Origin of the sequence: Streptomyces sp. F001, assembly GCF_004187715.1 — a bacterium.
GTDB classification, from domain to species: Bacteria; Actinomycetota; Actinomycetes; order Streptomycetales; family Streptomycetaceae; genus Streptomyces; species Streptomyces flavusporus.
Window position 1 is genome coordinate 1 of sequence record NZ_QZWF01000009.1, and the last position, 19,008, is coordinate 19,008.

Annotated in this window: 20 protein-coding genes and 2 pseudogenes; 14 read left to right on the top strand and 8 right to left on the bottom strand. The window is 70.3% G+C overall.

The features are described 5' to 3' along the window. Positions 1-147: 147 nt before the first annotated feature. Positions 148-1,437, bottom strand: a complete 1,290-nt coding sequence (locus StrepF001_RS27800) for a cation:proton antiporter (protein ID WP_129800972.1) — start codon at positions 1,435-1,437, stop codon at positions 148-150. Between the two features lie 3 nt (positions 1,438-1,440). Next, a complete protein-coding gene (locus tag StrepF001_RS27805; RefSeq protein WP_129800973.1) occupies positions 1,441-1,968 on the bottom strand; it encodes a cupin domain-containing protein in 528 nt (175 codons plus the stop codon). Positions 1,969-2,255: 287 nt separating this feature from the next. On the opposite strand from StrepF001_RS27805, the gene StrepF001_RS27810 reads away from it, so the two are divergent. From StrepF001_RS27810 to StrepF001_RS48370, 6 genes and pseudogenes are all read left to right on the top strand, one after another. Further along, positions 2,256-3,794, top strand: coding sequence for an acyl-CoA carboxylase subunit beta (locus StrepF001_RS27810; protein WP_240797721.1), 1,539 nt, complete (start codon positions 2,256-2,258; stop codon positions 3,792-3,794). 31 nt (positions 3,795-3,825) lie between these two features. Further along, positions 3,826-4,269, top strand: coding sequence for a cupin domain-containing protein (locus StrepF001_RS27815; RefSeq protein WP_129800974.1), 444 nt, complete (start codon positions 3,826-3,828; stop codon positions 4,267-4,269). Then, on the top strand, positions 4,266-5,540 hold the full coding sequence (locus tag StrepF001_RS27820) for a beta-ketoacyl-[acyl-carrier-protein] synthase family protein (RefSeq protein WP_129800975.1): 1,275 nt from the start codon (positions 4,266-4,268) through the stop codon (positions 5,538-5,540). The genes StrepF001_RS27815 and StrepF001_RS27820 overlap by 4 nt, the downstream gene beginning before the upstream one ends. Positions 5,541-5,544: 4 nt before the next feature. Then, on the top strand, positions 5,545-6,765 hold the full coding sequence (locus StrepF001_RS27825; RefSeq protein WP_129800976.1) for a ketosynthase chain-length factor: 1,221 nt from the start codon (positions 5,545-5,547) through the stop codon (positions 6,763-6,765). A 52-nt stretch (positions 6,766-6,817) separates the two neighbouring features. Then, positions 6,818-6,976, top strand: a pseudogene (locus StrepF001_RS49620) (phosphopantetheine-binding protein); the annotation flags it as partial. Between the two features lie 87 nt (positions 6,977-7,063). After that, positions 7,064-7,525: an SRPBCC family protein gene (locus StrepF001_RS48370; protein WP_224736450.1), complete on the top strand. Its 462-nt coding sequence runs from the start codon at positions 7,064-7,066 to the stop codon at positions 7,523-7,525. A gap of 57 nt (positions 7,526-7,582) precedes the next feature. Here the strand turns inward: StrepF001_RS48370 and StrepF001_RS27835 are convergent, their stop codons facing one another. After that, on the bottom strand, positions 7,583-9,097 hold the full coding sequence (locus tag StrepF001_RS27835; RefSeq protein ID WP_129800978.1) for an FAD-binding protein: 1,515 nt from the start codon (positions 9,095-9,097) through the stop codon (positions 7,583-7,585). 237 nt (positions 9,098-9,334) lie between these two features. Between StrepF001_RS27835 and StrepF001_RS27840 the strand changes: the two genes are divergently transcribed. From StrepF001_RS27840 to StrepF001_RS27870, 7 genes are read left to right on the top strand one after another with little or no spacing between them, the layout of a single operon-like run. After that, on the top strand, positions 9,335-9,655 hold the full coding sequence (locus StrepF001_RS27840) for a TcmI family type II polyketide cyclase (protein ID WP_129800979.1): 321 nt from the start codon (positions 9,335-9,337) through the stop codon (positions 9,653-9,655). After that, a complete protein-coding gene (locus tag StrepF001_RS27845; RefSeq protein WP_129800980.1) occupies positions 9,643-9,840 on the top strand; it encodes an acyl-CoA carboxylase epsilon subunit in 198 nt (65 codons plus the stop codon). Before StrepF001_RS27840 ends, StrepF001_RS27845 begins: the two co-directional genes overlap by 13 nt. After that, on the top strand, positions 9,837-10,181 hold the full coding sequence (locus StrepF001_RS27850) for an antibiotic biosynthesis monooxygenase family protein (RefSeq protein ID WP_129800981.1): 345 nt from the start codon (positions 9,837-9,839) through the stop codon (positions 10,179-10,181). Before StrepF001_RS27845 ends, StrepF001_RS27850 begins: the two co-directional genes overlap by 4 nt. Continuing rightward, on the top strand, positions 10,178-10,513 hold the full coding sequence (locus StrepF001_RS27855; protein ID WP_129800982.1) for an antibiotic biosynthesis monooxygenase family protein: 336 nt from the start codon (positions 10,178-10,180) through the stop codon (positions 10,511-10,513). The genes StrepF001_RS27850 and StrepF001_RS27855 overlap by 4 nt, the downstream gene beginning before the upstream one ends. A gap of 10 nt (positions 10,514-10,523) precedes the next feature. Next, on the top strand, positions 10,524-11,705 hold the full coding sequence (locus tag StrepF001_RS27860) for an FAD-dependent monooxygenase (protein ID WP_129800983.1): 1,182 nt from the start codon (positions 10,524-10,526) through the stop codon (positions 11,703-11,705). Positions 11,706-11,726: 21 nt separating this feature from the next. Continuing rightward, positions 11,727-12,182 carry an anthrone oxygenase family protein gene (locus tag StrepF001_RS27865; protein WP_129800984.1) on the top strand — a complete coding sequence of 152 codons (456 nt, stop codon included), beginning with the start codon at positions 11,727-11,729 and terminating at the stop codon, positions 12,180-12,182. Positions 12,183-12,219: 37 nt separating this feature from the next. Continuing rightward, positions 12,220-13,998, top strand: a complete 1,779-nt coding sequence (locus StrepF001_RS27870; protein ID WP_129800985.1) for a biotin carboxylase N-terminal domain-containing protein — start codon at positions 12,220-12,222, stop codon at positions 13,996-13,998. Positions 13,999-14,101: 103 nt separating this feature from the next. Here StrepF001_RS27870 and StrepF001_RS27875 read toward each other — a convergent pair whose 3' ends face one another. From StrepF001_RS27875 to StrepF001_RS27895, 5 genes are all read right to left on the bottom strand, one after another. Continuing rightward, positions 14,102-14,551 carry a nitroreductase/quinone reductase family protein gene (locus StrepF001_RS27875; RefSeq protein ID WP_129800986.1) on the bottom strand — a complete coding sequence of 150 codons (450 nt, stop codon included), beginning with the start codon at positions 14,549-14,551 and terminating at the stop codon, positions 14,102-14,104. A gap of 38 nt (positions 14,552-14,589) precedes the next feature. Further along, positions 14,590-15,240 carry a response regulator transcription factor gene (locus tag StrepF001_RS27880; protein ID WP_129800987.1) on the bottom strand — a complete coding sequence of 217 codons (651 nt, stop codon included), beginning with the start codon at positions 15,238-15,240 and terminating at the stop codon, positions 14,590-14,592. A gap of 415 nt (positions 15,241-15,655) precedes the next feature. Continuing rightward, positions 15,656-16,534 carry a methylenetetrahydrofolate reductase [NAD(P)H] gene (gene metF, locus StrepF001_RS27885; protein WP_129800988.1) on the bottom strand — a complete coding sequence of 293 codons (879 nt, stop codon included), beginning with the start codon at positions 16,532-16,534 and terminating at the stop codon, positions 15,656-15,658. Between the two features lie 61 nt (positions 16,535-16,595). Beyond that, positions 16,596-17,579, bottom strand: a complete 984-nt coding sequence (locus StrepF001_RS27890; protein WP_129800989.1) for a carbohydrate kinase family protein — start codon at positions 17,577-17,579, stop codon at positions 16,596-16,598. A 145-nt stretch (positions 17,580-17,724) separates the two neighbouring features. Next, on the bottom strand, positions 17,725-18,372 hold the full coding sequence (locus StrepF001_RS27895) for a hypothetical protein (RefSeq protein WP_129800990.1): 648 nt from the start codon (positions 18,370-18,372) through the stop codon (positions 17,725-17,727). 241 nt (positions 18,373-18,613) lie between these two features. Between StrepF001_RS27895 and StrepF001_RS27900 the strand changes: the two are divergent. Then, positions 18,614-18,972, top strand: a pseudogene (locus StrepF001_RS27900) (VOC family protein). Positions 18,973-19,008: the final 36 nt, after the last annotated feature.

Genomic DNA, 19,008 nt, shown 5'->3' on the forward strand with positions numbered 1-19,008 from the left:
GCGGGGAACGAGCCGGCCGCGGAGCGGGGCCGGGCGGACGGGGAACAGGTCAGCCGCGGAGCGGGACCGGGGCGGAGTCGAGTCGGTCGCGGAGCCGCGGGTTCGGTCATGGACACCGGTCCCAGGGCCCCGCGAGCCGACGGTGTCTCACTTGGTCTGTGGAACAGCCGCCTGACTGAGCGGCAGTTCGGTGTCGCCACGCGCATAGGACTGGCGGGGCACGAGCGGGCCGGCCAGGGCCGTGGTCACCAGCGCCATCAGCACCATCATCGTGAACATGCGGTTGTCCAGGACACCCATGCTCACCCCGGCGTTCAGGATGATGAGCTCGGTGAGCCCCCGGGTGTTCATCAGCACTCCGACGACCGAGGACTCGCGCCAGGTCATGCCCGTCATCCGGGCCGCGGCTATCGCCCCCGACATCTTCCCGAAGCAGGCGACCAGCACGATGGCGACCAGTTCCAGGAGCCCGGCCCCGCCCAGCTGCGTGACGTCGACCGAAAGCCCGGTGGTGATGAAGAAGATGGGCATGAGCAGCGTCGTGATGTGCTCGAACGGCACGCACACCGAGGACCTGAGCCGCTTGAGCGAGTCGCGCGGCATGATCAGACCGAAGGTGAAGGCACCGAAGATCGCGTCCAGTCCGATCCGGTGCGTGACGTAGGCGGAGAGGAAGACGCCGGCCGCGAGGATCGGAAGCAGCCGCGGTGAGGCGACGTCGTTCTTCGTCATCCCGTCGATCAGCCTGCGCAGCAGTGGGCGTACGACGACGAAGAGCACCAGGGCGTACAGCGCCGTGCCGCCGACGACCGTGATCACCTGGCCGGAGCCGGTGGAGACCGCCACCACCGACACCGCCGCGAGCATGCACCAGGCGAGTGCGTCGCCCACGGCGGCGCTCGCCAGGGCGACGATGCCCACGCGAGTGTGCTGGAGGCGGTGCTCCAGGATGATCCGGGCGAGCACCGGGAACGCCGTGATGGCCATCGCCGTGCCGACGAACAGGACGAAGGGCAGCTTCCCCACGTGGTGCCCGCCGACGGTGTCGTGCCCGGCGTGGATCCAGGCGGCCAGCGCCGCACCGGTGACGAACGGCACCGCGATCGCCGCCAGGGAGATGCTGAGCACCGCCTTCTTGCGGGCGCTCACCTGCCTCAGATCGATTTCCCACCCGATCAGGAACATGAAGAGCAGGATGCCCACCTGCGCTATCGCGGCCAGCCCGGAACGCGTCTGAGCCGGGAACAGCACGTCGGGCAGGTCGCCCGGAAGGAGGCCGAGCAGGCTGGGACCCAGCAGAATCCCCGCAAGGATCTCGGCGATCACCGGTGGCTGCCTCAAGCGCCGCAGCAGGGGAACGAGCACCGACCCCGCCGTCAGGATGACGGCGACGCCCGCCACGGTCCCGGCGAGGATGTCGGCCGAGTTCCCAGCCATGGCCTAGCCCCGTTCCGCGGGCGCGCCGCCCGCAGGTCCACCCGGCCGGCCGCCGCCCGCAGCGAGCGGACCGCGCTTGGGACGGAACCCGACGATGTGGTGCTTGGTGGCGAGCGCCTGCATCTTCTCCCAGTCCGGCGGGCCCTGACCGTCGATCAGCCGGCCCAGTTCCTCGAACCAGTTCTCGACGCCACCCGGGGTGGCGATGCACAGCATCTTGCTCGGCCTGTGCCAGGTGTTGACGAAGGCGTGCCCCACCCCGCGGGGCCCGTACACCAGACTGCCGGCCGGCGCCTTGTGCTTTTCTCCGTCGAGCTCGATCTCGTATTCCCCGTCGATGACGTAGAAGGACTCGTCGACGTCCTCGTGAATGTGCAACGGCGGTCCGCCGCCGGGCGGGGTCGTCACCTCGAAGAAGGAATACAGACCACCGGTATCCTCGCCACGGAGCAGCCAACGCCCCGTCTCACCAGCCCATTTGATGGGCTTGACGCCGTCCAGGTGGACTACGCGTCCGCGCGTCGCAGTCATTGTCCGTCCTTTCCTTCCGGTCATTCGGCTGCCATGAGTATCGGCGGCCCCGATAAAGCGCCGAATAAGCGGCGCCGAAGTCCCTCGACTTTGCGGCGGACTAATAGGAACTTTTTTCCGCCGCAGCAGACTCCGACGGGTGCCGGTCGATCGGGCCGGCCACGTGAAGCGCGTCTGCTGGAGGGAGCGTGAGTGGCGTGTCGGACGATCAACGGCATGGCACTGCTGTGACGGAGGTGCGGGAGAAGGAACGCGATGCCCCGGCCGGACTGCCCGCCGAGGGGCTCATCGACCGGACCACCGAACTCGCCGTCATCAAGCAGCGCGTGGTGGAGGGCCTGAACGAGGAGTCGGCCCAGCGGCAGCACCGGCTGGGCAAGTTGACGGCGCGGGAGCGGATCGAGCGGCTGCTCGACCCGGGTTCCTTCACCGAGCTGGAGATGCTGCGCCGGCATCGGGCCACCGACTTCGGGATGGACGCCAAACGCCCCTACACGGACGGTGTGCTGACCGGCTGGGGCACGGTCGAGGGCCGCAAGGTCTTCGTGTACGCACACGACTTCGGGATCTTCGGTGGCTCACTCGGCGAGGCCCACGCCGCGAAGATCCACAAGGTGATGGATCTGGCGCAGAGTGCGGGCGCTCCGTTGATCGGGCTCAACGACGGTGCCGGCGCCCGCATCCAGGAGGGCGTGATGGCCCTCGCGGGGTACGGCGGCATCTTCCGCCGCAATGTCGCGGCGTCGGGGGTGATCCCGCAGATCAGCGTGATGCTCGGACCGTGCGCCGGCGGCGCGGCCTACTCACCGGCACTCACCGACTTTGTGCTGATGGTGCGCAGAACGGCGAGCATGTACGTCACCGGGCCCGATGTGATCAAGGCGGTCACCGGGGAGGAGATCGGTCTGGAAGGGCTCGGCGGCGCGGACGTGCACGCCGAGTCCGGGCAGGCGACGTTCGTCCACGACGACGAGGACGACGCGTTCGAGACGCTGCGCTGGCTGCTGTCGTACCTGCCCTCGAACAACCGGGAGTTCCCGCCCGCACAAGCCCCGGCCGACCCGGTCGACCGCTCCTGTGACCGTCTGCTCGACATCGTCCCCAACTCCCCCAACCAGCCCTACGACGTACGTCAGGTGATCGAGGAGATCGTCGACGACGGCGACTTCCTGGAGTTGCAGCAGGCCTGGGCCGGGAACGTCGTCATCGGTCTCGCCCGGATCGGCGGCGAGGTCGTCGGCATGGTGGCCAACCAGCCCATGGTCCTCGCCGGTGTCCTGGACATCGAGGCCTCGCAGAAGGCCGCCCGGTTCATCAGGTTCTGCGACTCCTTCAACATCCCGCTGGTGACGCTGGTGGACGTCCCGGGCTTCCTGCCGGGTGTCGACCAGGAACGCAACGGCATCATCCGCAACGGGGCCAAGCTCCTGTACGCGTACTGCGAGGCGACGGTGCCCCGCATCCAGGTGCTGATGCGCAAGGCGTACGGAGGGGCCTACATCGTCATGGACTCCCGGTCCATCGGCACCGACCTCTCCCTCGCCTGGCCTTCCAACGAGGTGGCCGTGATGGGCGCCGAGGCGGCGACCAACGTGATCCACCGACGGGCCATCCAGAACGCCGACGACGAGCAGGACACCCGGCGTCGGCTGATCGAGGAGTACCAGCGCACCCTGATGCACCCGTACTACGGAGCGGAGCGCGGCCTCGTCGACGACGTCATCGACCCGCGCGAGACCAGGTCGGCCATCCACACCGGACTGCAGATGCTCCGCTCCAAGCGGGTCACCCTTCCTGAGCGCAAGCACGGCAACTCGCCGCTGTGACCGCACCCGACACCCTGAGGAGTCACGTCTCATGAGCAACGAGAGCACGGACAGCGCGCGGAAGAGCTTTCGCAAGGTCGCCTTCGGCGAGGTACCCGTGAACCGGCACCGGGGCGGCACGCTGCGCACCCTGCTCGGACCCGCGAACGTGGGCGCCACCAGCGGGTTCATGGGCCACGCCCGGCTCGAGCCCGGCGAGTACATCAGCGAGCACTACCACCCCTACTCGGAGGAGTTCGTCCTGCTGCTGTCCGGACGGATCGTCATGCGGCTCAACGGCGAGGACATCGAGCTGGCCCCCCAGGAGGGCATCCTCGTCCCGATCGGGGTCCGGCACCGGCTGGAGAACAAGGGCACCGAGGCCGCGGAGCTCGTCTACCACCTGGGCCCGCTGGCCCCGCGTCCCGACCTCGGGCACGTGGACACCGAGGACCTGCCCTTCCCCGAGCTGGCCCCCGCGGGAGAGCCGCGATGAGCGACTGGGGAGCCGTCGTCACCGGGGTGGGCGTGGTGGCGCCGGGCGCCGTCGGCCGGGCGGCCTACTGGGATCTGCTGACCGCCGGCCGGACCGCGACGCGCGGGATCACACTGTTCGACGCCGCCGGCTTCCAGTCCCGGATCGCGGCGGAGGTCGACTTCGACCCCGCCGCGGCGGGGCTGACGCCGCACGAGGTGGAACGCATGGACCGCAGCGCACAGTTCGCCGTGGTCGCCGCCCGCGAGGCCCTCGCGGACGCCGGTCTGGAGCCCGGGCAGACCGACCCGGAGCGGGTGGGCGTCAGCATCGGCAGTGCGGTCGGCTGCACCACCCGGCTCGAGGACGAGTACGTGATGGTCAGCGACTCGGGCAAGAACTGGGAGGTCACGCCCGAGTTCGCCACCGACCACCTCTACCGGGCGCTCATCCCGAGCACCCTCGCGGTGGAGGTGGCGTGGACGGCCGGCGCGGAGGGGCCGACGACGGTGGTCTCCACCGGCTGCACCTCCGGGCTCGATGCGGTCGGCCACGGGGTGCAGCTCATCTCGGAGGGCGCCGCCGACGTCGTGATCGCCGGGGCGACCGACGCCCCGATCTCCCCGATCACGGTGGCCTGTTTCGACGCCATCGGCGCCACCTCGCGCAACAACGAGGACGCCGCGCACTCCTCCCGCCCCTTCGACCGGGACCGGGACGGCTTCGTGCTCGGTGAGGGGTCCGCGGTGCTGGTCCTGGAGAGCCGGGAGCACGCGGCCCGCCGGGGCGCGCACGGCTACGCGGAGATCATCGGGTTCGCGCAGCGCAGCAACGCCTACCACATGACCGGGCTCAAGCCGGACGGGCTCGACATGGCCGAGGCGATCGAGATCGCCATGCGCCGGGCCGGCATCACGCCCGACATGATCAGTTACGTCAACGCCCACGGCTCCGGCACGGCGCAGAACGACCGTCATGAGACGGCAGCGGTGAAGAAGGCCCTGGGCGAGGCGGCCCACCGGGTTCCCGTCAGTTCCATCAAGTCGATGATCGGTCACTCGCTCGGCGCCATCGGCGCCCTGGAGGTCGCTGCCTGCGCGCTGGCGATCGAGACCGACACGGTCCCGCCCACGGCCAACCTGCAGCACCAGGATCCGGCTCTGGACCTCGACTACGTGCCGCTGGCCGCGCGCAAGAACGTCAACGACATCGTGCTGAGCGTGGGCAGCGGTTTCGGCGGCTTCCAGTCGGCGATGCTGCTGGCCCGGCCCGGCCTGGCAAGCAGGAAGTGACGGAATGACCAAGAACCGTCGCACCGTGTTCAGTGGTGTGTCAGCGATCGCCCCGAACGGCTCCACCACCAAGGAGTTCTGGGACGCGACCCTCAACGGTGTCAGCGGCATCGGGCCGATCAGTACCTTCGACGCCTCCGGATATCCGGTCCGTCTGGCCGGCCAGGTCGCCGACTTCGCGCCGCGTGACAGCATCGACGGCCGGCTCATGGTGCAGACCGACCGGTGGACGCAGCTCGGCCTGGTCGCCGCGGCACGCGCGCTCGAGGACGCGGAGATCGATCCGGCGGCCCTCGACGAGTACGACATGTCGGTGATCACGGCAACCTCGTCGGGCGGAAACGAGTTCGGTCAGCGCGAGATCCAGAAACTGTGGGACAAGGGCGCGCGCTATGTCGGGCCGTACCAGTCCATCGCCTGGTTCTACGCGGCGACCACCGGCCAGATCTCCATCCGGCACGGTATGAAGGGCGCCTGCGGGGTGCTGGTGGGCGAGCAGGCCGGCGGTCTCGACGCGCTGGGCCAGGCCCGCCGGGCGCTGGTCGACGACGCGACGACGGTGGTCAGCGGCGGCACGGACGCCCCGCTCGGCCCCTACGCGCTGGCCTGTCACGTCTCGTCCCGACTCCTGACGGAACGTCAGGACCCGGTCAGGGCCTACCGTCCCTTCGACGCCGAGGCGGACGGATACGTCGCGGGCGAGGGCGGGGCGATCTTCATCCTCGAGGCCGAGGACACCGTACGCGCCCGTGACGCCGGTCCGGGCTACGGAGTGCTCGCCGGCTACGCCGCGACCTTCGACCCGCGTCCCGGTTCGGGCCGCGAGCCCGGACTGCGGCGGGCGATCGTACGAGCGCTGGCCGATGCCCGGGTCGACCCGTCCGAGGTCGACGTGGTCTTCGCCGACGGGCTCGGGGTGCCCGAGGCCGACCGGGCCGAGGCCGAGGCGATCAGCGCGGTCTTCGGGGCGCGCAGGGTGCCGGTGACGGTGCCCAAGTGCCTCGTGGGACGCCTGCATGCGGGCGGGGCACCGCTGGACGTGGCGATGGCGCTGCTGTCCATCCGGGACTCCGTCATCCCCGGCACCCCGAGCCTGGGCGAGCTCGCCCCGGGCATCGACCTGGACGTCGTACGCGAGACGCGTCAGGCGACCGTGCGCACCGCGCTGGTGCTGGCGCGCGGCTTCGAGGGCTTCAACGCGGCCGTCGTCATCCGGTCCGTGTAGGACCTCCGACTCACGAACTCACAGAAAGGCACACCCCACCGTGACCGTCACCGTGATCTCCCTTGACGAGTACGCCGAACTGATCAACCGTGCCTCGGGTGCGGGCCTCACCGCCGACCAACTCCTCGACGAGACGGTGTCCTTCGACTCCCTCGGCGTCGACTCGCTCGGCGTGCTCGGCGTCGTCTCCGAGCTGGAGCAACGCTACGGCCTGGAGCCGGACAGCGGCGCCGACCACAGCAAGAGCGCCACCGCGCTGCTGTTCGCCCTGAACCGGCGGCTGGTCGACGCCGGCCTGCTGACGGCGGGCCACACCGAGCAGAGCATCGTCATCGACGCCCCCTACGACGAGGTGTGGCGGCAGACGAACGACGTCGCCGCCTGGCCCGAGTTGTTCAGCGAGTACGCGAAGGCCGAGATCCTGCAGACCGCCGAGAACTCCGTGACCTTCCGGCTCAGCATGCACCCCGACGAGAACGGAACCGTGTGGAGCTGGGTGTCGGAGCGGACCCTGGACCCGGAGACGGGCACGGTCCGCGCCCGCCGGGTCGAGACCGGCCCGTTCGAGTTCATGGACATCGTCTGGACGTACCGCAAGGTCGAGGGGGGTGTCGAGATGCGCTGGGTCCAGGACTTCGCCATGAAGCCGCAGGCGCCGGTCGACACCGAGACCATGACGGCCCGCATCAGCACCAACTCGTCTCTGCAACTGGCGCTGATCCGCCGCCGGGTGGAAGAGCGCGCCCGCCTCGCCGCGTGACACTCCCGTACACAGGAGAAGCGGCCCCCCGGCTCCGGGTGGGCCGCTCGCCCTGGCTCAGCCGATGCTCTGCGGGAAGCGGAACTGCCGGTACGGGTCGTACCTGCGCTTGACCTCGACGAGGCGGGCGTAGTTCTCCGCGTAGTACGCGGAGCGCCAGTTCTCCAGCCGCGGGTCGATGAAGTTCTGGTACGTCTCGCCGTTGGCGTGCGGGTCCAGGACGCCGAAACCGGTGTCCGCCCACTGCCGGGCGGCGGCCCGCGCCGATTCCTCCACGGGGCCCACGGCGATCACGCCCAGGCAGCTGACGTTGAACAGGGTGTCGCGGTGGACATAGGCGGTGTCGGTGCGGCCTGGGTCGTTGGCGGCCCCGCCCAGGGCGCCCACTTGGAGGAGATGCCGCTGTCCCGGCACCCGGACCTGGTCGAACAGTCCGACCACGTCCTCCCACATGGTGCGGGCCGGCGGCCCGTCGAAGAGCCGGCTGCGCTCCGTGGCGAAGGCCGCCCGGGGCAGCCGTGCCTCGGGGTTGGAGCCGGTCCGGTGGCACTGTGGCACGGAGTAGTCGCCGCAGCCGTACTGCTCCATCATCGCGGTGACGTAGGGCTTGGTGGTGGTCTGCTGCCGGGCGGGGGCCCGGCCGACCGCGGAGACCAGCCGTGCCGCCTCCGCGGCCAGCACCTCCGGTCCGCCCGTCGAGCCCAACAGGACGGACACCAACGGGGTGTTGCCCGGCGCCGCGTCGGGCAGGGCCACGACCGCAGAGCCGCCGACCGTGCGCGGGGCGTCCACGATCCAGCGCGCCCAGGCGTCGAGCATGTCGACAGCGGCGTCGTAGCTCCACTCCAGGGTGGCGCGCGAGAGCTCGGTGACGGGCACGGGGTCGATTTCGTACGACGTCACGATGCCGAAGTTGCCGCCGCCGCCTCCGCGGATCGCCCAGTACAGGTCGGCGTGGCGGTCGGGCGAGACCCGGACGTGCCGTCCGCCGGCGAGTACCACCCGGGCGGCTCGCACGGTGTCGCTGGCAATGCCGGCGTAACGGGTGAGCAGTCCGGTGCCCCCGCCCTGCAGGAAACCGCCGAGGGCCACGGTGGGGCAGAACCCGCCGGGCACGGCAAGGCCGTGCGGGGCGAGCGCGTTCGTCGCGTCGACGAGCTGGGTGCCGGCGCCCAGCGTCGCGCGGTCCGGACCGACGCTCACCCCTGCGAGTCCGGACACGTCGATGACAAGGCCGGTGGTGGTGGAGTATCCGGCGGCGCTGTGACCGCCGCTGCGGGCGGCGAGCGCGATGTCCTCGTCCTGGGCGAAGGCCAGGCACAGCGCCACGTCGGCGGGGCTCGCGCAGTAGGCGACGGCCTGCGGGTGGATGGTGTCGAACTCGGCGGTGCTGAGCTGCTTGGCCAGCGGATAGGCGCTGTCCCCCGGGAGCACCAGACGGCCCTTCAGATGGGCCCGCAGCCGGTCCCAGTCCGCCGTGCCCCGCGGCCCGGCCGAGGGCGGTGCGGCCCCGAGGGAAAGGGTCATCGCGCCGGCCCCGGCCGCCCCGAGCAGTGCTCTTCGAGTGATCATGCCGTGCCTTCCTGGTCATGGTGAGGCTCGTGACAGGTCGAATCGCATGAGAGGGCTGCCGCTGGCGGGGGATCACAGCGGCAGCCCATGGCCACGATAACCCAAAAACGTTAGCCAGCAACCTAATTGGTTGATCCGTCGGGCCGTTTGTCGCCCCCTCACAACGGCTTTATCCGTGACATCGAGGATGTCGCCAGGCGGTCGGGGACCGATCGGCCACCGGGAAAAGGAGTGCTCATGCAGTACACGCTCATCGTCGCGCGCATGGCCCCCGAGGACAGCGGGGTCGTCTCCGACATCTGGGCCGAGTCGGACGCCACCGAACTCCCCCATCTCGTGGGGGTGAAGCACCGCAGGCTCTTCCAGTTCCACGGCCTCTACTTCCAGTTGATCGGCTCCGAGGGCGACATCGGCGGCCGGATCGAGGAGGTGCGCGGCCACCACCTCTTCCAGGACGTCAACGAGAAGCTGAAGCCGCACATCGCCGCCTACGACCCGGTCACCTGGCGCGGTCCGGCCGACGCGATGGCCAAGGAGTTCTACTCGTGGAACGCGTGACCGCGGCCCCGGACATGCTGCGGATCGTGCGGGGCACACCCGACGCGCACGAGACGGCAGCGGTGGTGGCCCTGCTCGTCGCCCGGCTCGGCGGCCCGTCCACCGAGCCGCCTGCGGTCCGGCCCGAGCGGCCCGTCTGGCGGCCCTTCACCGGGCACCGCACCGGCGGTTGGGGGCGGCCGTGATCCGCACCGCACTGGACATGCACGTCCGCGAAGGATGCACCGATGCCTTCGAGCGGACCTGGCGGGACGCCGCCGAGGTGGCGAGCCGCTACCCCGGCTCCATCGGCCAGACGATGCTGCGCGGCGCCGGGGACCCCCTGCGCTACACCATCACCGCGGACTGGGAGACGGCCGAGCACCTCGCGCGCTACCAGCGCAGCGAGGACCGGCAGGCGCTGTCCGCCGCGCTGGACCAGCTCCGGGACTCGGCGACGAAGACCCTCTTCGAGGTGGTGGCCCACATCGCCTCGCCCGCACCGAGCGAGACCTCACCGACCGAGAAAGGAACGGCTCCGCGATGAGTATCCGCGTCATCATGACCGCGACCATCAGGCCGGAGGACTTCGAGGCCTTCGAGAAGGCGTACATCGAGGTCACCAGCAAGGTCCGGGGAACGCCCGGCCATCTGCGGGACGAACTGGTGCAGGACACCTCCGACCCCACGAAGTACGCGCTGATCGCCGAGTGGGAGTCGGAGGAGCTGTTCCGGACGTGGGCGGACGATCCCGAGCACATGCGGCAGTCGGCCGCCATGTTCCCGTACTGGGCCGACTCCTTCCGGCGCTCGATCCACGAGGTGCGCGCCACGCTCGAGTCGTACCGCACCCCGGGCGACCTGCCCGCGGCCGGCTGAGGGGATCGCCATGTCCGTGCAGAAAGCAGTGGTGATCGGCGCCGGTATCGGCGGCCTCACCACGGCGATCGGTCTGCGGCAGGCCGGCGTCGACGTCAAGGTGTTCGAGCGCAGGACCGAACCGAGCCGGCTGCTCACCGGCGGCGGTTTCATGCTGTGGCACAACGCGTTCGTCGCCCTGCGGAAGCTGTCCCTCGACGACCAGGTCGCCAAGGTCAGTTCGGAGATACTCGTCCACGAGTTCCGCTCCGACAGCGGCCGCACCCTGGCCCGCTGGCAGATCGGGCCCGAGGCGCAGCGCATCGGCGCGCCGGCCGTGGCGCTGCGCCGCTCCGACCTCAACTCCCTCCTCCTGGAGGAGGCGGGTGACTCGGTCGTGATGGGCGCCCAGTGCGTCGGGTTCGAGCAGGACGCCGAGGGGGTGACCGCCCGGTTCGCGGACGGATCCGTGGAGCGTGCCGACGTACTGATCGGCGCCGACGGCATGCGGTCGGCCGTACGCAGCACACTGCGGCACGGCCACGACCTGCCGCCCCGCTACGCCGGCTACACGGCGTGGCAGGCGATCGCCGAGCTCCCCGGCGAGGACCTCGTCCCCAGTGGCACCTTCTTCAACCTGTGGGGGCGTAACGGACTGCGCTTCCTCTACTGCCGGCTCAACGACCGCGAGGTCTACTGGGACGCGATCACCTCCGACGAGACGAGCGCCGCCTTCGACATGTTCCGCAAGACCAAGCGGGACGTGATGTGCGAGACGTACGCGCACTGGCCCGACCCCATTCCGCGGATCCTGGCGGCGACCCGTGAGGACGCGATCCTGCCCATCGACATCGCGGACCGTCCGCCGACGCGTGACGCGGCCTGGGGTCACGGACGGGTCGTGCTGGTCGGTGACGCGGCGCACGCCATGACCCTCAACCTCAGTCAGGGCGCCGGCCAGGCCATCGAGGACGGTGTCGTGCTGTCCGGGCTGCTGGCCCGCGAGCCGGATCTCGGGACCGCCGTCGCACAGTACGAGAAGGTGCGCCGGGAGCGGGTGGAGGCGATGGTGCGCGGCGCGTACCGGATCGGCGAACTCGGCAAGTGGCGCGGCTCGTTGGTGTGCGGGGCGCGCGATCTGTTCATGCGCGCGTTCTTCGGGACCTTCGCGAAGAAGGGGACCTACCGACTGATGATGAACTTCGACTACTGACGACCGAGGAGCCGGTTACCCATGTTCGTCGACGCCCTGGCGGCCCTGCTCATCCTGCTCAGCGGTGCGCTGGCAGGCGTACTGGTCGCCGTCGAGATCGCGGTGGTCCCCATGCTCGCCGATCTGCCGGGTCGGCGGTACGTGCAGGTCCACCGGCTCCTGGACCCCCGTTTCGACCCGCTCATGCCCACCATCGACAAGATCGCGCTGGGTGTCGGTCTGCTGCTGATCGTCCTGGCACCCGGCGGGGACGCGAAGCTCGCCTTCGCCGTGGCGGAGGCGGGCCTCGTCGGTGTCGCGCTGGTGTCGGAACTGTCCAACGTCCGGATGAACCGGATCATCGACACCTGGGAGCCCGAGCGGCTGCCGGAAGCCTGGGCCGAGACCCGCAGCCGGTGGGCTCGCGCCAACCGACACCGCACCTGGATCGCCCTGGTCGGCTTCGCCGCGGCGATCGTCGGAATGAGCCTCGTCTGACGTGGCTCCACGTCACCCGAGAACGGGAGCACATCACATGGAGAAGGTACTGGTGGCCAACCGCGGCGAGATCGCGGTGCGCGTCATCCGGGCCTGCCGGGACGCGGGGCTGCGCTCCGTCGCGGTGTACGCGGACCAGGACCGGGACGCGCCGCACGCCCGGCTCGCCGACGAGGCGTACGGCCTGCACGGCAGCACGGCCGCGGACACCTATCTGGACGTCGGCAAGATCCTGGCCGTCGCCGCCGAGTGCGGCGCGGACGCGATCCACCCCGGCTACGGCTTCCTCTCCGAGGACGCCGGATTCGCCCGGGCGGTGCGCGCGGCGAACCTGACCTGGATCGGCCCGCCGCCGGAGGCGATCGAGCAGCTCGGCGACAAGGTGGCCGCCCGCGAGATCGCCCGGCGGGTCCAGGCCCCGCTCGCACCGGGCACCGACCGCCCCGTCGCCGGACCGGACGAGGTCCTCGACTTCGCCCGCGAGCACGGGCTGCCGCTGGCCATCAAGGCGGTGGGCGGAGGCGGCGGCCGCGGGCTCAAGGTGGCCCGCACCCTGGAGGAGATCCCCCCACTCCTGGAGTCCGCCGCCCGCGAGGCCGCCGCCGCCTTCGGTCGGGGCGACTGCTTCGTGGAGAAGTACCTGGACCGGGCACGGCACGTCGAGACGCAGTGCCTCGCGGACAGCCACGGCAACGTGGTGGTGGTCTCCACCCGTGACTGCTCCGTGCAGCGGCGCCACCAGAAACTGGTCGAGGAGGCGCCCGCCCCCTTCCTCACCCCCGAACAGGAGGAGACGCTGCGCGCCGCGTCGAAGGCGGTGCTCGCCGAGGCCGGTTATGTGGGTGCGGGCACCTGCGAGTTCCTGCTCGGGGAGGACGGCACCATCTCGTTCCTGGAGGTCAACACCCGGCTGCAGGTGGAGCATCCGGTGACCGAGGAAATCACCGGGATCGACCTGGTCCAGGAGCAGTTCCGCATCGCCGCGGGCGAACCGCTCGGGTTCACCGACCCGGTGGACCGGCGAGGCCACTCGGTCGAGTTCCGGATCAACGGCGAGGACGTGGGGCGCGGCTTTCTGCCCACCCCGGGCACCGTCACCGGGTGGCGCACGCCGGCCGGCCCCGGCATCCGCGTGGACACCGGGATCGAGGAGGGCGCGGTCGTCGACGGAGCCTTCGACTCGATGCTCGCCAAGCTCATCGTCACCGGCGCCGACCGGGGGCAGGCGCTGGCACGGGCACGGCGAGCCCTGGAGGAGTTCGAGGTCGACGGGATACCGACGACCCTGCCACTGTTCCGGGCGCTGCTGGACAGTCCGGAGTTCACCGCGAGCGACCCCGCCGTCGGCCTCGCCGTGCACACGCGGTGGCTGGAGTCGGAGGCGGCGCTGCGGATCGACCCGTGGGAGGGCGACCCGGCCGAGACCGCCGAGCGGCCCGAGCAGGTGACGTACACCGTCGAGGTGGGCGGACGCCGACTGGAGGTGGCGCTGCCCGAGTCACTCGCGGCACCGAAGGCGGTGACCACCGTGCGCTCGGGCGGATCCGCGGTGCGACGCAAGGCGCGTGTCTCGTCGGTGGCGACGGCATCCGACGGCACGGTCCTGACCAGTCCGATGGTCGGTACGGTGGTCAAGGTGTCCGCCGCCGAGGGCGCGGAAGTCTCGGAGGGCGACGTGCTGTTCGTCATCGAGGCGATGAAGATGGAGCAGCCCGTCAAGGCCCACCGTCCCGGCGTGGTGCACGCCATCAAGGTGGCCGCGGGGACCGGTGTGTCCCGGGGTGCCCCGCTGTGCGAGGTGCGCACGGCGGGCTGAACGGCGCTCGCTTTCAGGGCCCTTCGCCCACGCCCCGCTTTTTGGAGCACACGAAGAACCCGGCACGGCATGGACGCCGTGCCGGGTTCTTCTGTTCGGACCGTCAGACGGGAACGACCCGGAAGATCGGGATTCCCGGGGCCGCCCGCTCGAAGCTCTCGGGGCTCTTGTCGGCGACCACACCGTTCTTCACGAAGATGCCGACGCCCATCGGAACCTGCGTCGGGAACTCGCGGGCGATCCGCCCCCGCTGCGCCTCCGGAACCTCGATCAGTTGCACGGGCCGGGCCTTGCGGCCGCGGATCATGGTGCCCCGGCCGGCGGCGCGGACGTTCTTCACCCAGTCCGACTTGGGGAAGGCCTGGAGGATGTACATGTCGCCGTCGATCTTCACCGGAGCCACCGGGTTGGTGAACTCCCGGCCGGACACCCGGCCCTTGACGCGCAGCAGGTGCATGGGCCCCACGGGCATGCCCATGGAGTGGAACATCTGCATCATCTTGTTGCCGAACTTCAGGAAGGGTGAAACCGGGGGCCGGGTGGTCGTGGCCATGATCTCGCTCATCTCTCTTCGTGAGTACTGAGGGGATGTCAGAGCCGGCCGGCGGCCGCGCGGGGCATCCGCGTGAACCGTGGGCTGCCCGGGCGTACGAGACCGGTTCGGTAGGCCGTGGTGATCACGTCGATCCGGCTCTTGAGTTCGAGCTTGCCCATGAGGCTGTGCACATGGCTCTTGACGGTGGCTTCGCTCAGGTCCAGTGCTTCGGCGATCTCCACATTGCTCCAGCCGCGCAGCATCAGCTGGACGACCTCGGTCTCCCGTGCGGTGAGCCGGTCGAACCGCCACGGCGGACGCCGCTGGACGGGCACGGTCTGGCCCGACTGGCGGTGTTCCGCGATGAGCAGGTATCCGGAGCGCAGCAGCCTGAGCGCGGGCATCAGGGTCGCGTGACTGGTCCGGTTGACCACGACTCCGGCGATGCGGGCGCGGGTGAGGTCCCCTTCCCCACGCTTGTGGGTGGGCGACACGACGAGGAGGCGCGGCCGGGGTGTACTGGCCGCCACCGCGTGAATGAGGGGAAGCGCGTCGGCGCCGAACACCACCGCGATGTCGGGCCGGCGCTCGGTGATGATTCGTTGCACCTTGCCCGGGTCGGCGGCATACCCCGCTGCGGAGAATCCTTCCTCCTCGCCGAGAGTCGACACGGTCTCGATCCGACCGAAGAGACTGCCGCCCAGCACGACGACGGATGTGGGTCGTGTGTGCTCGGGATCGCGTAAGTGGTGTTGGTCTGGGAGCACTACGACTGTCCTCCAGCAAGCGGCGCGTCAGCCAGACGGAGCGCCGCGCCTAGATGTCGAGGCGGTAACTTAATTACGTAGCGAGCTATCTAAATGGTGGCATGGGAGTACGGCTGTGTCAACGACGTCCTGCCACGTCAACCTGGTCGCCCAACCGACCACCCCGTATCCCCGACCCCTCAGCCGCATGATGGCACTCCTGCGGACCACGGACCCGGCAGTGGCCTGAAATCGCGGAAGAGCTGCTGAAACAGGCCACAGCGGACGCACGTTGCAAACACAGCGAGAGCCCCTGCCGACGGCCCGTTCCCGGTCCGCGTCAGAGGCTCGCTGCCCATATCACCCGGCGCCGGGCTCACGCTCCGGAGGTGGGGCGGGGGGCCGGTACCGAGGCTGCTGCGGTCTGGATGTTCCGGTGGATGTCCAGCGCCGCCGTGGACCGGTTGAGGGTGATGTAATGCAGCCCCGGCGCGCCCTCGGCGAGGAGGCGCTCGGCCATGGCCGTTGCGTACTCGACACCGATGCGGTGGGCCGCGTCCGGATCGTGGCGGGCCTGTTCCAGCCGGTGGGCCAGGTCCTCGGGGAAGGCCGCGCCGGACAGTTCGGCGAAGCGGCGAATCTGGCGCACGTCCGTTGCGGGCATGATCTCGGGGATGATCGGGGTCTCACAGCCCGCGGCCGCGACCCGGTCACGCAACCGCAGATAGTCCTCGACGTCGAAGAACATCTGCGTGATCGCGTAGTCGGCGCCCGCCCGGCACTTGGCGACGAAGTGCCGCAGGTCGCTCTCCCGGTCGGGCGACCGCGGATGCCCTTCGGGAAAGGCGGCCACCCCGATGGTGAAGTCCCCCAGGGAGCGTACGAGTTCGACGAGTTCACGCGCGTAGGTGAATCCGGCCGGGTGAGGTGTCCACGGGCCGTTCGGGTCGCCGGGCGGGTCGCCCCGCAGCACGAGGACGTCCCGGATGCCCGCGTCCGCGTACTGGCCGATGATGTGGCGCAGTTCCGCGACCGAGTGGCCTACCGCGGTGAGGTGGGCGACCGGCCGCAGGGTGGTCTCGGCGGCGATACGCCGGGTGACGGACACGGTCCGGTCCCGGGACGAGCCACCCGCTCCATAGGTGACGGACACGAAGTCGGGACGCAGGGCTTCCACCCGGCGGATCGCGTCCCAGAGGGTGCGTTCGCCCACCTCGGTCTTCGGGGGGAAGAACTCGAAGGAGAAGGTCGTCATCGTCGTTCTCCGGAACTCCTCGGACAGCCGGACCCCGATCCGCTCCGCGGGGCCGCGGCTGTCATCGCCCCGCCGCCAGATGAGCGGCGAGCCCGTCCACCGCGGAGACGCCGTAGGTGTCGCGGATCCGCCCCAGCAGATCCTGACCGGACAGCGTGTACTGCTGCGTACCGGTGGACTCCAGAACCGTGGTGGCCAGGGCACTCCCCAGCCGCGCGGCGCTCTCCAGGCCGAGCCCCCAGGCGACGGCCGCGAGGAAGCCGGCCCGGAAGGCGTCCCCCGCGCCGGTGGGCTCGGTCGCGCCCGACGGCGGCACCGACTTGACGACGACCGGGCGGTGCCCGGCTCGCTGGACGACGGCGCCTTCGGCACCCCGCGTGATCACCCAGCCGCCCACCCGGCCGAGGATCTGCTGCTCGGTCCAGCCGCTTCGCTCCTGGATGAGCACGCTCTCGTACTCGTTGGTGAACAGGAACTCGGGTCCCGTCAGCAGCGCTCGGACGTCGTCGCGCGCCATGCGCGCCAACTGCTGCGAGGGGTCGGCGACGAAGGGGATGCCCAGTTCGGCGCACTCACGGGTGTGCCGCACCATCGCTTCCGGGTCATTGGGCGATACGACAACCAGGTCGAGGGCGCCCGTTCGCTCCTGCACCGTCCGCAGATCGATGAGCCGGGCTTCGCTCATGGCGCCGGCATAGAAGGACCCGATCTGGTTGTGGTCCCGGTCCGTGGTGCAGACGAACCGTGCTGTGTGCCTGGTTTCGCTCACCCGGACCGGTCCGGTGTCGACGCCGTGTCGCTCCAGCCGCGCCCGGTACTGCTCGAAGCCCGGCCCCACGGCGCCCACGAGCAGGGGACGCAGGCCCAGCGAACCCAGGCCGAAGGCGATGTTCGCCGCCACTCCCCCGGCACGGATCTCCAACTCGTCGACCAGGAACGAGAGCGATACCTTGTCCAGGCTCTCGGCGATGAACTGTTCCGTGAACCTGCCCGGGTAGACCATGAGATGATCCTCGGCGATCGACCCCGTGACTGCGATTCTCATCTGCTGTCCCTACCCCTGTCTCCGGACTGTTGGCGGCCGCGTTCGGGGCCCGTACTGCCCGTACGCGGCGGCGGGTCCGTTCATCGTCCGGGACGGGGCTTAAGCACCGGTTAGGCGGCCATCAGCCACCGGGCCGACCGCATGTTCAGTAGCGCTGGGCCTTGGCGATCTCGGCGGTCAGCTTCGGCTCGGGGGGCTTGCGGCTGATGACGAGCGGCTGGACCCGCTCCCCCGGTTCGAGGTCCTCCGCGCCCACGAAATGGGTCTCGACGACTTTCCCGTCGGGGTCGCGGAAGTCGACCTGGACCGCGTAGGAGGCGGTGCTGTCCGTGCTGTTGGTGATGTTCACGACCAGGGCGAGCAGGCCGCCCGTCTCGGATCGCGGCTTGCCGGTGAGCGAGACATCGGACGTCGCGTTGCCCCGGCCCTTGACGTCCTTCAACTCGGCCTCGGCCGCAGCGTTGGCACGCGCGATCTCCGCCGACACGGACGCCTCGAACTCCGAGGCCCGCGCGTAGGCGGACGACGCCGCGGCCGATGCGGAGGCGCGCGCGGACTCGATCGCGGACTGGGCCGCCGACGCCAGGGGCGCGGGCGGACTGCCCGTGAACGCCTCGGTGGCCGGCGGCGACGGGCGCGGAGTGAACGTGGTACCGCCGCCGCCGTCGCCGTCACCGCCACAGGCGGCGAGCGCGACCGCACAGGCACCGGCGGCGGCAAAAGCGGTGAGGGCCCTCGGGGCTCGGTGCCGCGGGCGCTTGTGCGGTCGGTACTGCTGCTGCGCGTCGCTCATGGCATGGAGTCCTCTCCCGGCTGCACACGTGACCGATTCGTGCCGTTATGGCCTGGCCGGATTACATGCTGCCTGCCATGGCGGTACCCGGCCACCGCACTGCGCCGAGGGGGCGCTTCGACGGGCCGCTGTCAGTGGCCGGCGCTACGGTGCGCAGCAGTGACTGTCCGCCCTTCCGGGAGGTTTCGATGGCTTCGCGCTCAACCCGTATCTCAGCTTCGACGGCGACGCCCGCCAGGCCATGGAGTTCTACAAGGAGGTGTTCGGCGGCACCCTGGCCATCAACACCTACGGCGACTTCGGCCGGCCGGACACACCGGACTCCGACAAGATCATGCACGCGATGCTGGAGACGCCGAGCGGCTTCACCCTGATGGGCGCGGATGTCCCGCCCGGGACCGAGCACACGCCGGGGAACAACTTCTCGGTGTCCCTCAGCGGCGACGACACCGCCGAGCTGCGCGGCTACTGGGAGAAGCTGTCGGCGACGGCTCGGTGTCCGTGCCGATGGAGAAGCAGATGTGGGGCGACGAGTTCGGCATGTGCACGGACCGGTTCGGCATCCCCTGGATGGTCGACATCAGCCAGCGACAGAGCTGACCGGGCCGTGGGCCGGGTCGGCTGCACGCGGCTGTG

What these genes read in the sequence shown, in the direction of transcription:
- StrepF001_RS27800 (WP_129800972.1), bottom strand. Translation starts at nt 1,437, where the DNA reads ATGGCTGGGAACTCGGCCGACATCCTCGCCGGGACCGTGGCGGGCGTC.
- StrepF001_RS27805 (WP_129800973.1), bottom strand. Translation starts at nt 1,968, where the DNA reads ATGACTGCGACGCGCGGACGCGTAGTCCACCTGGACGGCGTCAAGCCC.
- StrepF001_RS27815 (WP_129800974.1), top strand. Translation starts at nt 3,826, where the DNA reads ATGAGCAACGAGAGCACGGACAGCGCGCGGAAGAGCTTTCGCAAGGTC.
- StrepF001_RS27820 (WP_129800975.1), top strand. Translation starts at nt 4,266, where the DNA reads ATGAGCGACTGGGGAGCCGTCGTCACCGGGGTGGGCGTGGTGGCGCCG.
- StrepF001_RS27825 (WP_129800976.1), top strand. Translation starts at nt 5,545, where the DNA reads ATGACCAAGAACCGTCGCACCGTGTTCAGTGGTGTGTCAGCGATCGCC.
- StrepF001_RS27835 (WP_129800978.1), bottom strand. Translation starts at nt 9,097, where the DNA reads ATGATCACTCGAAGAGCACTGCTCGGGGCGGCCGGGGCCGGCGCGATG.
- StrepF001_RS27840 (WP_129800979.1), top strand. Translation starts at nt 9,335, where the DNA reads ATGCAGTACACGCTCATCGTCGCGCGCATGGCCCCCGAGGACAGCGGG.
- StrepF001_RS27855 (WP_129800982.1), top strand. Translation starts at nt 10,178, where the DNA reads ATGAGTATCCGCGTCATCATGACCGCGACCATCAGGCCGGAGGACTTC.
- StrepF001_RS27860 (WP_129800983.1), top strand. Translation starts at nt 10,524, where the DNA reads ATGTCCGTGCAGAAAGCAGTGGTGATCGGCGCCGGTATCGGCGGCCTC.
- StrepF001_RS27865 (WP_129800984.1), top strand. Translation starts at nt 11,727, where the DNA reads ATGTTCGTCGACGCCCTGGCGGCCCTGCTCATCCTGCTCAGCGGTGCG.
- StrepF001_RS27870 (WP_129800985.1), top strand. Translation starts at nt 12,220, where the DNA reads ATGGAGAAGGTACTGGTGGCCAACCGCGGCGAGATCGCGGTGCGCGTC.
- StrepF001_RS27875 (WP_129800986.1), bottom strand. Translation starts at nt 14,551, where the DNA reads ATGGCCACGACCACCCGGCCCCCGGTTTCACCCTTCCTGAAGTTCGGC.
- metF (WP_129800988.1), bottom strand. Translation starts at nt 16,534, where the DNA reads ATGACGACCTTCTCCTTCGAGTTCTTCCCCCCGAAGACCGAGGTGGGC.
- StrepF001_RS27890 (WP_129800989.1), bottom strand. Translation starts at nt 17,579, where the DNA reads ATGAGAATCGCAGTCACGGGGTCGATCGCCGAGGATCATCTCATGGTC.
- StrepF001_RS27895 (WP_129800990.1), bottom strand. Translation starts at nt 18,372, where the DNA reads ATGAGCGACGCGCAGCAGCAGTACCGACCGCACAAGCGCCCGCGGCAC.